10 protein-coding genes are annotated in these 11841 nt (G+C 71.8%); 7 read left to right on the forward strand and 3 right to left on the reverse strand.

What is annotated here, in order from left to right; translation table 11 throughout:
* Positions 1-158: 158 nt before the first annotated feature.
* From gcvT to ACIP5W_RS25730, 5 genes are all read left to right on the forward strand, one after another.
* Positions 159-1277, forward strand: a complete 1119-nt coding sequence (gene gcvT, locus ACIP5W_RS25710; protein ID WP_401477992.1) for a glycine cleavage system aminomethyltransferase GcvT — start codon at positions 159-161, stop codon at positions 1275-1277.
* A 133-nt stretch (positions 1278-1410) separates the two neighbouring features.
* Entirely contained in the window at positions 1411-1788 is a 378-nt protein-coding gene (gcvH, locus tag ACIP5W_RS25715; protein ID WP_401477995.1) for a glycine cleavage system protein GcvH, read from the forward strand.
* Between the two features lie 15 nt (positions 1789-1803).
* On the forward strand, positions 1804-3066 hold the full coding sequence (gene glyA, locus ACIP5W_RS25720) for a serine hydroxymethyltransferase (RefSeq protein WP_401477998.1): 1263 nt from the start codon (positions 1804-1806) through the stop codon (positions 3064-3066).
* A 104-nt stretch (positions 3067-3170) separates the two neighbouring features.
* Positions 3171-4538: an L-serine ammonia-lyase gene (locus ACIP5W_RS25725; protein ID WP_401478001.1), complete on the forward strand. Its 1368-nt coding sequence runs from the start codon at positions 3171-3173 to the stop codon at positions 4536-4538.
* Positions 4539-4641: 103 nt separating this feature from the next.
* Positions 4642-5199 (forward strand): GH25 family lysozyme, encoded by a 558-nt coding sequence (locus ACIP5W_RS25730; RefSeq protein ID WP_401478004.1) that lies wholly within the window; start codon positions 4642-4644, stop codon positions 5197-5199.
* A 5-nt stretch (positions 5200-5204) separates the two neighbouring features.
* Here ACIP5W_RS25730 and ACIP5W_RS25735 read toward each other — a convergent pair whose 3' ends face one another.
* From ACIP5W_RS25735 to glgX, 3 genes are all read right to left on the reverse strand, one after another.
* The gene (locus tag ACIP5W_RS25735; RefSeq protein WP_401478007.1) at positions 5205-5867 is read right to left on the reverse strand and encodes an NADPH-dependent F420 reductase; all 663 of its coding nucleotides are present in this window, start codon (positions 5865-5867) and stop codon (positions 5205-5207) included.
* 173 nt (positions 5868-6040) lie between these two features.
* Positions 6041-6253: an EF-hand domain-containing protein gene (locus ACIP5W_RS25740; protein ID WP_401478010.1), complete on the reverse strand. Its 213-nt coding sequence runs from the start codon at positions 6251-6253 to the stop codon at positions 6041-6043.
* Positions 6254-6663: 410 nt separating this feature from the next.
* Positions 6664-8898 carry a glycogen debranching protein GlgX gene (gene glgX / locus ACIP5W_RS25745; RefSeq protein WP_401478013.1) on the reverse strand — a complete coding sequence of 745 codons (2235 nt, stop codon included), beginning with the start codon at positions 8896-8898 and terminating at the stop codon, positions 6664-6666.
* A gap of 152 nt (positions 8899-9050) precedes the next feature.
* On the opposite strand from glgX, the gene ACIP5W_RS25750 reads away from it, so the two are divergent.
* Both ACIP5W_RS25750 and ACIP5W_RS25755 read left to right on the forward strand, forming a co-directional pair.
* Positions 9051-10295 (forward strand): Ig-like domain-containing protein, encoded by a 1245-nt coding sequence (locus tag ACIP5W_RS25750; RefSeq protein WP_401478016.1) that lies wholly within the window; start codon positions 9051-9053, stop codon positions 10293-10295.
* A 167-nt stretch (positions 10296-10462) separates the two neighbouring features.
* Positions 10463-11704, forward strand: coding sequence for an Ig-like domain-containing protein (locus tag ACIP5W_RS25755; RefSeq protein WP_401478019.1), 1242 nt, complete (start codon positions 10463-10465; stop codon positions 11702-11704).
* The last annotated feature ends 137 nt before the right edge of the window (positions 11705-11841 follow it).

Here is an 11841-nt window from a genome sequence, read left to right on the forward strand (position 1 = left end):
GCCCCACCCAAGGTGCAAGCCGTGATCGACCCGTGCGCGGGCGGTCATGGCGAACCTCTCAGGTTCCGATGACAGATGGGGAGGAAAGACCTCGCTTCCCCCACGCTCGGCTCCGGTCGCGCGGGAGGGGCCCCATCGCCTTGGGAGACGAACGCCCGATGAGCAGTACCCCGCTCCGTCACACCGCCCTCGATGCCCTGCATCGTTCGCTGGGCGCGACCATGACCGACTTCGCCGGCTGGGACATGCCCCTGCGCTACGGCTCCGAGCGCGACGAGCACAACGCCGTACGGACCCGGGCCGGTCTCTTCGACCTCTCGCACATGGGCGAGATCACCGTCACCGGCCCGCAGGCGGGCGCCCTGCTGAACTTCGCGCTGGTCGGCGACATCGCGGCCGTGGGCGTGGGCCGGGCCCGCTACACCATGATCTGCGACGCCGACGGCGGCATCCTCGACGACCTCATCGTGTACCGGCTCGCCGACACCGAGTTCATGGTCGTCGCCAACGCCTCCAACGCCCAGGTCGTCCTGGACGCGCTGACCGCGCGCGCCGGCGGCTTCGACGCCGAGGTGCGCGACGACCGCGACGCCTACGCGCTGCTCGCCGTCCAGGGTCCGCTCTCCCCCGGCATCCTGAAGTCCCTGACGGACGCCGACCTCGACGGCCTGAAGTACTACGCCGGCCTGCCCGGCACCGTCGCCGGCGTCCCCGCGCTCATCGCCCGCACCGGCTACACCGGCGAGGACGGCTTCGAGCTGTTCGTGAAGCCGGAGCACGCCGTCGAGCTGTGGCAGGCCCTGACGAAGGCCGGCGAGGTCGTCGGCCTGATCCCCTGCGGCCTGTCCTGCCGGGACACCCTGCGCCTGGAGGCGGGCATGCCGCTGTACGGCCATGAGCTGTCGACCGCGCTGACCCCCTTCGACGCCGGGCTCGGCCGGGTCGTGAAGTTCGGCAAGGACGGCGACTTCGTGGGCCGCGAGGCGCTCGCCGCGGCCGCCGAACGCGCCGGGACGAACCCGCCGCGGGTCCTCGTCGGCCTGGTCGCCGAGGGCCGCCGCGTCCCGCGCGCCGGGTACGCCGTGGTCGCGGGCGGCGAGGTGATCGGCGAGGTCACCTCCGGCGCCCCCTCCCCCACACTGGGCAAGCCGATCGCGATGGCCTACGTCGACGCCGCGCACGCGGCACCGGGCACGCCGGGTGTCGGCGTGGACATCCGGGGCAGTCACGAGCCGTACGAGGTCGTGGCGCTGCCGTTCTACAAGCGCCGGAAGTAGAGACTGGCGCACGGCCGACAAACCGGGCCCCGGCCGGCCCCGCGCGTGACCCTGCGCACATTCGCGCTGATCACGTGCGTTTCCAGCAGTCCGCCTTCATCAGCACTCCCCCGCGTACAGGAGAATTCAGGCCATGAGCAACCCCCAGCAGCTGCGCTACAGCAAGGAGCACGAGTGGCTGTCGGGCGCCGAGGACGGCGTCTCGACGGTCGGCATCACGGAGCACGCGGCCAACGCGCTCGGCGACGTGGTCTTCGTCCAGCTCCCCGAGGTCGGTGCCACGGTGACCGCGGGCGAGTCCTGCGGCGAGCTGGAGTCGACCAAGTCGGTCAGTGAGCTGTACGCGCCGGTCACCGGCGAGATCGCCGAGGTCAACCAGGACGTCGTGGACGACCCGTCGCTGGTGAACTCCGCTCCCTTCGAGGGCGGCTGGCTGTTCAAGGTACGCGTCACGGACGAGCCGGCCGAGCTGCTCTCCGCCGACGAGTACACCGCCTACACCGCCGGCTGAGAGGTCGAAAGACGCATGTCTGTCCTGAACACGCCCCTGCACGAGCTCGACCCGGAGATCGCCGCGGCGGTCGACGGCGAGCTGCGCCGCCAGCAGTCCACGCTCGAGATGATCGCCTCGGAGAACTTCGCTCCGCTCGCCGTCATGGAGGCGCAGGGCTCGGTCCTGACCAACAAGTACGCCGAGGGCTACCCCGGCCGCCGCTACTACGGCGGCTGCGAGCACGTCGACGTCGCCGAGCAGATCGCGATCGACCGGGTCAAGGAGCTGTTCGGCGCCGAGTACGCCAACGTCCAGCCGCACTCGGGCGCCTCCGCCAACCAGGCCGCCCTGTTCGCGCTGGCCCAGCCCGGCGACACCATCCTGGGCCTGGACCTGGCGCACGGCGGTCACCTGACCCACGGGATGCGGCTGAACTTCTCCGGCAAGCAGTTCGACGTGGTCGCCTACCACGTGGACGAGGCCGGCCTGGTCGACATGGCCGAGGTCGAGCGGCTCGCCAAGGAGCACCGCCCGAAGGTGATCATCGCGGGCTGGTCGGCGTACCCGCGGCAGCTCGACTTCGCCGAGTTCCGCCGGATCGCCGACGAGGTCGAGGCGTACCTGTGGGTGGACATGGCGCACTTCGCCGGTCTGGTCGCGGCGGGCCTGCACCCGAACCCGGTGCCGTACGCGGACGTGGTCACCTCCACGACCCACAAGACGCTGGGCGGCCCGCGCGGCGGCATCATCCTCGCCAGGCAGGCCTTCGCGAAGAAGCTGAACTCGTCCGTGTTCCCGGGCTTCCAGGGCGGCCCCCTGGAGCACGTCATCGCGGCGAAGGCGGTGTCCTTCAAGGTCGCGGCCTCGGACGACTTCAAGGAGCGCCAGCGCCGTACGGTCGACGGCGCGCGGATCCTCGCCGAGCGGCTGACCGCGCCGGACGCCCGGGAGGCCGGGATCAACGTCCTGTCCGGCGGCACCGACGTGCACCTGATCCTGGTCGACCTGCGCGAGTCCGAGCTGGACGGGCAGCAGGCCGAGGACCGTCTCCACGAGGTCGGCATCACGGTCAACCGCAACGCGGTCCCGAACGACCCGCGGCCCCCGATGGTCACCTCGGGCCTGCGCATCGGCACGCCCGCCCTCGCCACCCGCGGCTTCACGGCCGAGGACTTCGCCGAGGTCGCGGACGTGATCGCGGAGGCGCTCAAGCCGGCCCACGACGTGGAGGCCCTGAGGGCCCGGGTCGTGGCCCTGGCCGAGAAGCACCCGCTCTACCCCGGTCTGAACAAGTAGTTCCCGGTTTCCGACGGGTTTTCGAAAGGGTGTCCCGCACGCTGGTCGGCGGGCGGGACACCCCACCGGAAACCTTCTGCACCACCCCGCATTGAGGAGTTCCCGTGGCCATCTCGGTCTTCGACCTGTTCTCGATCGGCATCGGCCCGTCCAGCTCCCACACGGTCGGCCCGATGCGGGCGGCGCGCATGTTCGCGCGGCGTCTGCGCAACGAGGGCCTGCTGGGCTCCGTCGCGTCCGTGCGCGCGGAGCTGTACGGCTCCCTGGGCGCGACCGGCCACGGCCACGGCACCCCCAAGGCGGTCCTGCTCGGCCTGGAGGGCGACTCGCCGCGCACGGTGGACGTGGAGACGGCGGACGCGCGGGTGGAGCGGATCAAGGACTCGGGCCGCATCCGGCTGCTCGGTGAGCGCGAGATCGCGTTCTCCTTCGACGACGACCTCGTCCTGCACCGCCGCAAGACCCTCCCGTACCACGCGAACGGCATGACACTGTGGGCGTACGACGACGGGGGCGCGGAGCTGCTGTCGAAGACGTACTACTCGGTGGGCGGCGGGTTCGTCGTCGACGAGGACGCGGTCGGCGCGGACCGGATCAAGCTGGACGACACGGTCCTGAAGTACCCCTTCCGCACGGGCGACGAACTGCTGCGCCTGACGGGGGAGACGGGGCTGTCGATCTCCTCGCTGATGCTGGAGAACGAGCGGGCCTGGCGCACCGAGGAGGAGATCCACGAGGGCCTGCTGGAGATCTGGCGGGTGATGCAGGCCTGTGTGGCCCGCGGCATGTCCCGCGAGGGCATCCTGCCGGGCGGTCTGCGGGTGCGCCGCCGCGCCGCCATGACGGCCCGTCAGCTCCGGGCGGAAGGCGACCCGTTGGCCCACTCCATGGAGTGGATCACGCTGTACGCGATGGCGGTGAACGAGGAGAACGCGGCGGGCGGCAGGGTGGTCACCGCCCCCACGAACGGCGCGGCCGGCATCATCCCCGCCGTCCTGCACTACTACGTCAACTTCGTCCCCGGTGCCGACGAGGAGGGCGTCGTCCGCTTCCTCCTGGCAGCCGGTGCGATCGGCATGCTCTTCAAGGAGAACGCCTCCATCTCCGGCGCCGAGGTCGGCTGCCAGGGCGAGGTCGGCTCCGCCTGTTCCATGGCGGCGGGCGCGCTGGCGGAGGTGCTCGGCGGCTCCCCCGAGCAGGTCGAGAACGCCGCGGAGATCGGCATGGAGCACAACCTCGGCCTCACCTGCGACCCCGTGGGCGGCCTGGTCCAGATCCCCTGCATCGAGCGCAACGGCATGGCCGCGGTGAAGGCGGTCACGGCGGCCCGCATGGCCATGCGCGGCGACGGCACGCACAAGGTGTCCCTCGACAAGGTCATCAAGACGATGAAGGACACCGGCGCGGACATGTCGGTCAAGTACAAGGAGACGGCCCGCGGCGGGCTCGCGGTGAACATCATCGAGTGCTGAGCCCCCGCCGTCGCGCCGGGGGACGGAAGCGGAGGTTCCGGCCTCGGCGTGTCGGGGCATAAGACAACTCCCTTCCGTTCTCCTGCACTTCCGGGAGTTGCCCATGCTCCGTGGTGTCGACGTCAGCGCCTACCAGTCCTCCACCTACTCGACGGAAGGTCTCTCCTTCGTCTTCGTCAAGGCGACGGAGGGCCGCACCTACGTCAACTCGAAGCTCGCCGCCCAGACGAAGCGGGCGCGGGACGCCGGTCTGGTCGTCGGCTTCTACCACTTCCTGTGGCCCGGCAACCTCAGCGCCCAGGCGGAACACTTCCTGGCCGAGGCCCCGGAGCGCCCCGGCGACATCCTCGCCGTCGACTGGGAGACGACGGGAGCGGGCACCCACGCGAGCAACGCCGAGAAGGACCGTTTCATCAGGAAGCTCAAGGAGCTACGGCCGCGCAACCGGGTCGTCCTGTACTGCAACAGGACCTACTGGCTGAACGTCGACGACACCTCGTACGCCGGCGACGGCCTGTGGATAGCCGACTACGTCACCGCGGGCAGGCCCCGCATCAAGGCGAAGTGGCGCTTCCACCAGTACACCGACGAGCCCCTGGACACGAACGTGGCGAAGTTCGCCGACAAGGCGGCGCTGCGGGCGTGGGCCACGGTGGACTGAGCGGCTCAGCCCCGGAAGCCCTCCGGGCGCTCCGGGGAGGCCTCCGCCAGGGCCCGGGTGACCTCCTCGACCCCGCCCCGCAGGCCGTACACCGGGGTGTCGGGCTGCTGGCGCCAGGAGTCGTCGATGCCGCCCGCGTCGACGCTGTCGAAGCCGAGCTCGTCGACGAGGGCCCGCACCTTCGCCTTGGCGGCCTCGTCGTCGCCCGCGACGGGCAGGGCCATACGGCCGGGGGCGCCGGCCGGGAGGGGGCGGTCCAGGATGTCCTGGGCGTAGGTGCCGTTGAACGCCTTGACCACCGGGTGGCCGATCTGGCGCTCCGTCCAGCGGCTCTCGGTGATGCCCTCGTCCTCGATGGCGTCGATCCGTCCGTCGCGCTGCTGCGGGTAGTAGTTGCCCGTGTCGATGACGGCCACGTCCTCGGCCGCCCCGTCGAGGATGCCGGAGGGCAGGTCCGGGACCGCCTTGAGCGGGATCGTGACGACGACGATCTCGGCGCCGCGCGCCGCCTCGGTGACCTCGACGGGCGTCGCGCCCGTCTCCTTCGCCAGCTCCGTGAGCGTCTGCGGGCCGCGGGAGTTGGCCACGGAGACGTCGTGGCCGAGGGCGGTGAGCCGCCGGGTGAGGTTGCCGCCGATGTTGCCCGCGCCGATGATGCCGATCTTCATGTCAGGCCCTTCCCGAACGATCCATGCACATGCATGCTTCCGAGGGGCTCAACCACGGCCGGTCGCCGGCTATTCCGCTCCGCCGCCATACGGGTGACGGACGGATGACGGACGGGCGAGAGACGACGGAGGGATGCCCCGCGGCCGGCGCGGGACACCCCTCCGCCCGTGGGTCACTTGTCCAGGTAGGCCCAGAACTCGTCGAACGACAGGACCTTGTCGCCGTCCAGGTCGCGAGTCTTGATGACGGCCTCGGCGACCGTCTCGGTGACGTTCCAGTCGCCCCCCTGGGCCAGGGCGGTCTTGAACTCGATCGCGGTGATGAATCCGTCACCGTCCGTGTCGATCCGCTGGAACTGCTTGCGTGCTTCTTCGATGTCCGCCACCGGTCCGCCCCTCTTCGTCATACCTTGCGGTGCTGTGTTGCCGTCGTTCTGACGCAGGTCAGATTAACGGTCCGGGTGAGCACGCAGTGCGGCCACCACCCGGCCGGACTCCTGCTCGTACGCCGGGGCGGGTTCCGGCCTCAGGCGGCCCGGCGGCCTCAGGCGGCCCGGCGGCCTCAGGCGGCCCGGCGGCCCGGCGGCCTCAGGCGGTCCGGCGGCCCGGCGGCCTCAGGCGGTCCGGTCGGCCGGGCGGATGCCCGCGGGCAGGCGGATGCCTGCGGGGCGGGCGGCGGCCGTGCGGGACGCGGTGCCGGCGCGCGATCCCCGTTCCGGGGGTGTTCCCGGCGCCGCGGCGGCCGGTAGTGGATCGGCAGCCGTTCGCGGGGTCGGGCCGGGTGCGGGAGCCGCCCTCAGGAGGACACCCGCAGCAGGAGCACCGACCGGGCCGGGACCGTCACCCCCGTCCCCGCCCGGTGGGTGACGGCCGGGGCGGTGGCCTGGTCCTCGCCGGAGGTGTCGACCACGACCTCGTAGCGTTGTGCCCAGGGCGGGCCCGGCAGGAGGAAGTGGGCGGGGCGGTCGCCGGCGTGCAGGAGGGCGAGGAAGCTGTCGTCCGTGATCGGGGCGCCCCGTTCGTCGCGGCCGGGGATGTCCCGGCCGGAGAGGTACATGCCGAGCGTCGCCGCGGGCGCGTACCAGTCCCCTTCCGTCATCTCCGTGCCGCGGGCGGTGAACCAGGCCAGGTCGCGCAGCCCGTCCACGGAGTGGGCCCGGCCGGAGAAGAACGCCCGCCGGCGCAGCACGGGATGGCGGTGGCGCAGGGCGATCAGGCGGGCGGTCAGGTCGTGCAGGGCCTTCCAGCCGGGGTCCTCCAGCAGGCTCCAGTCCAGCCAGCTGATCTCGTTGTCCTGGCAGTACGCGTTGTTGTTGCCGCGCTGGGTGCGGCCCAGTTCGTCGCCCGCGACCAGCATCGGCACGCCGGTCGACAGCAGCAGCGTGGTCATCAGGTTGCGCAGCTGCCGCCGCCGCAGCGCCCGTATGCGCTCGTCGTCCGTCTCCCCCTCGGCCCCGCAGTTCCAGGAGCGGTTGTCGTCCGTGCCGTCCCGGTTGCCCTCGCCGTTGGCCTCGTTGTGCTTGCGCTCGTAGGACACGAGGTCGCGCAGGGTGAATCCGTCGTGGGCGGTGACGAAGTTGACGGAGGCGTAGGGACGCCGGCCGCCCCAGGCGTACAGGTCGCTGGAACCGGACAGGCGGTAGCCCATCTCGCGGACGTCCGGCAGGGCGTGCCGCCAGAAGTCGCGCACGGTGTTGCGGTAGCGGTCGTTCCACTCCGTCCACAGCGGGGGGAAGGCGCCCACCTGGTAGCCGCCCGATCCCACGTCCCAGGGTTCCGCGATCAGCTTCACCCGCCGCAGCACCGGGTCCTGCGCGATCACCGCGAGGAACGGCGACAGCATGTCCACGTCGTGCATGGAGCGGGCGAGGGCGGCGGCCAGGTCGAAACGGAAGCCGTCGACGCCCATCTCCGTGACCCAGTAGCGCAGCGAGTCCGTGATCAGGCGCAGCACGTGCGGCTGGACCACGTGCAGGGTGTTGCCGCAGCCCGTGTAGTCGGCGTACCGGCGGGCGTCCGGCTGCAACCGGTAGTAGCCGCGGTTGTCGATGCCCTTCAGGGAGAGCGTCGGGCCCAGCTCGCCCGCTTCCGCGGTGTGGTTGTAGACCACGTCGAGGATGACCTCGATGCCGGCCGCGTGCAGCGCGCGCACCATGCGTTTGAACTCGCCGACCTGCCCGCCCGTCGTCCCGGCGGAGGCGTATCCGGCGTGCGGGGCGAAGTAGCCGATGGAGTTGTAGCCCCAGTGGTTGCGCAGTCCCCTGCGCAGCAGGTGGTCCTCGTGGGCGAACTGGTGGACCGGGAGCAGTTCGACGGCCGTGACGCCCAGGCCGGTCAGGTACTCGATCGCGGCCGGGTGCGCCAGACCGGCGTAGGTGCCGCGCAGTTCCTCGGGGACGCCGGGGTGCCGCATGGTGAAGCCGCGGACGTGCAGCTCGTAGATGACCGAGTCCGCCCAGGGGGTCTTGGGGCGGCGGTCGTCGGCCCAGTCGTCGTCGTCGTGGACGACGACGCCCTTGGGGACGTACGGCGCGGAGTCCCGTTCGTCGCGGACGGTGTCGGCGAACTGCTGCTGGGGCCAGTCGCGGACGTGCCCGTACACCTCGGGCGGCAGGCCGAACTCGCCGTCCACCGCGCGGGCGTACGGGTCGAGGAGCAGCTTCGCCGGGTTCCAGCGGGCGCCGGTCCACGGGTCCCAGCGGCCGTGCACCCGGTAGCCGTAGCGCCGGCCGGGCATCACGCCGGGCACGAAGCCGTGCCAGATCTCGTGCGTGAGTTCCGTCAGCCGGGCGCGGGTCTCACGGCCCTGGTCGTCGAAGAGGCACAGCTCGACGGCCTCCGCGCCGCCCGCCCACAGGGCGAAGTTGGTGCCGGCGACCCCGTCGGGGCCGACCCGAAAGCGGGCGCCGAGCGGTGTGGACGCGCCGGGCCGCACGGGCACGCCGGGCGTCCTGCGCGGTGCCCTGTTCACGGTGGCGGACGCGGCGGGGCGCTCGTGCGCCACCTCCTCCTGCTCGGCTGCGCTGGACACCGTTCAGCCTCCCGCGGCTCGTGGCACGACGCGGGCCCGGGGCGTACGGCGTCCCGGCCGCTGCTCCCTCGGCGTCGTCCTCCCCCCTGTTCTGCCCAGCGCGTGCCTCGCACTCACGTTTCCCCGGAGCGTGCCCCGTCGTTGTCCAGCGCGTGAGGCACGTAACTGGGCGCGCACGGCGCGCGGGGGTCGCACTGACCGCCGTACTGACATGGGCAGGACTGCTGGCGGGAGCCGCCGGATGCAGCGGGGACGGCGGGAGCGGGCTGGACCGGGTGCTGGGCAAACCCCCGGCGCCCGGGGACACCATCCGGGTCACCCCGCAGGACGGCACCAGGGAGGTGCGTCCCGGCCAGGCGCTGCGGGTCCGGGTGCCCGACGGGCGGCTCGAGTCGGTGCGGGTCCTCAGGCAGCAGGACGCGCAGGAGGCCGAGGTGCCGGGCCGGATCTCCGCGGACGGCCGCAGCTGGCGCCCGGCGGACGACCGGCTCGCGCTCGCCGCCCGCTACACGGTCGACGCGGTCGCCGTGGACGGCGACGGGCACCGCTCGGCCCGGCACACCACGTTCACGACGCACGTCCCCGAGGAGCGGTTCATCGGGTACGTCACGCCGGAGAACCGCTCGACGGTCGGCACCGGGATGATCGTGTCCCTGGAGTTCAACCGGGAGATCGAGAACCGGGCAGCCGTCGAGCGCGCCGTCCACGTGAGCGCCGAGCCGGCCGTCGAGGTCCGGCCGCACTGGTTCGGCACCTCCCGGCTCGACTTCCGCCCCGAGCACTACTGGAAGCCCGGCACCCGCGTCACCGTCTCCCTGCGCTTCCGCGACGTCGAGGGGGCGCCCGGCGTCTACGGGCTCCAGTACCGGACGTTGTCCTTCAGCGTCGGCCGTCACCAGGTCTCCCTCGTCGACGCCGCCGACCACACCATGCAGGTGCGGCGCGAGGGCGAGCTGCTCGCCACCGTGCCCATCACCGCCGGGGCACCGAGGACGACCACGTACAACGGCAAGATGGTGGTCACGGAGATGCTGGAGCTGACCCGGATGAACGGCGCCACCGTCGGCTTCAGGAAGAAGAACGGCAAGAGCGAGTACGACATCCCGGACGTGCCGCACGCCATGCGGCTCACCGAGTCGGGCACCTTCCTGCACGGCAACTACTGGGCGTCGCCGCAGGCCTTCGGACGGGTCAACCTCAGCCACGGGTGCGTGGGCCTCAGGGACGTGAAGGGCGGCGGCGCGGACACCCCCGCGGGCTGGTTCTTCGACCGCAGTCTGGTCGGGGACGTCGTCGAGGTGGTCCGCAGCAAGGACAAGACGGTCGCCCCGGACAACGGACTCGGCGGCTGGAACATGAACTGGAGGCGGTGGAGCGCCGGCAGCGCGGTGAACTGACGTCCGGACGTCGCTTCCCTCCCCCCTCTCCTCCCATGGTCCAAGTTGGGACGGAACGGTGACATTCCGGGGTCACCGGGGCCGCTGACCATGTGGTTAATATGCGCGCAGCGCAGGGGACGTGCCTGCGTGCGGGCCCGAGCGGCCCGGGGGAGGGGAGAACGGACTTGAACGTGCGACCGATATCGGGGGCATCGGTTGGCGGGCGCTCGCGCGGCCGCGACAAGCGGCTGGCGCTGCTCGTCGGAGGACTGCTGCTGACCGTGACGGCCTGCGGGGGTGGGGCCTCCGGGGCGGAGAAGACGAAGGACGGCAAGGGTCCGGGCGCCGCGACAGCGGCGAGCGGGCAGTCGGAGGCGGTCGTCTCGATCGCCCCGAAGGACGGCGCGAAGGCCGTCGACACCAGCGGCGCCCTGAAGGTGACGGCCGCCAAGGGCAAGCTGACCGAGGTCGTCGTCAAGGACGCCGAGGGCACAAAGGTCGACGGCGCGATCTCCGCGGACGGCGCCGGCTGGACGCCGCGCACCCATCTGGCCGCCGCCACCAAGTACCAGGTGCACGCGGTCGCCAAGGACGCCGAGGGCCGTACGGCCGCCGAGGACGCGTCCTTCACCACGCTGACGCCCAAGAACACCTTCGTCGGCACCTTCACGCCCGAGGACGGCTCCACCGTCGGCGTCGGCATGCCGTTCTCGGTCCGCTTCACGCGGGGCATCACCGCGCCGGACGACGTCGAGAAGGCCATCAGGATCACGACGGTCCCGGCCGTCGACGTGCAGGGGCACTGGTTCGGCAACGACCGCCTCGACTTCCGGCCCGAGAAGTACTGGAAGGCCGGCACCAAGGTCACGGTCGAGCTGAACCTCGACGGCGTCGAGGGCCGCAAGGGCGTCTACGGCAAGCAGTCCAAGAAGGTCTCCTTCACCATCGGCCGCGACCAGGTGTCCGTCGTGGACGCCAAGAAGCACACGATGAAGGTCATGCAGGAGGGCAAGGTCGTCAAGACCATCCCGGTCACCACCGGCAAGGCCGGCTACGCCACCTGGAACGGCCAGATGGTCATCAGTGAGAAGTTCACGGTGACCCGCATGAACGGCGACACGGTCGGCTACGACGGCGAGTACGACATCAAGGACGTCCCGCACGCCATGCGGCTGACCGACTCGGGCACCTTCGTGCACGGCAACTACTGGGGCGGCGACGCCTTCGGCAACTACAACGCCAGCCACGGCTGCATCGGCCTGCGGGACGTGCGCGGCGGCTACGACAGCGGCGTGCCGGCCGCCTGGTTCTTCAACCACTCGATGACCGGCGACGTGGTGGTCGTGAAGAACTCCACCGACCCGGTGGTCTCCCCGTCCAACGGCCTCAACGGCTGGAACATCCCGTGGGCGGAGTGGACGAAGTAGCTCCCTCGCGGTTCGCCTGCGGCGGGGGGGGGGGGGGGGGGGGGGGGGGGGCGCGGCGCCCCCCCCCCCCCGCGCCGCCCCCCCCCCCCCCCCCCCGCCCCCCCCCCCCCCCCCCCCCCCCCCCCCCACCCCCCCCC

This window comes from Streptomyces sp. NPDC088766 (assembly GCF_044750845.1).
Classification (GTDB): Bacteria; Actinomycetota; Actinomycetes; order Streptomycetales; family Streptomycetaceae; genus Streptomyces.

Coding starts and splice junctions, on each gene's coding strand:
- gcvT (WP_401477992.1), top strand. CDS start 159: ATGAGCAGTACCCCGCTCCGTCACACCGCCCTCGATGCCCTGCATCGT.
- gcvH (WP_401477995.1), top strand. CDS start 1,411: ATGAGCAACCCCCAGCAGCTGCGCTACAGCAAGGAGCACGAGTGGCTG.
- glyA (WP_401477998.1), top strand. CDS start 1,804: ATGTCTGTCCTGAACACGCCCCTGCACGAGCTCGACCCGGAGATCGCC.
- ACIP5W_RS25730 (WP_401478004.1), top strand. CDS start 4,642: ATGCTCCGTGGTGTCGACGTCAGCGCCTACCAGTCCTCCACCTACTCG.
- ACIP5W_RS25735 (WP_401478007.1), bottom strand. CDS start 5,867: ATGAAGATCGGCATCATCGGCGCGGGCAACATCGGCGGCAACCTCACC.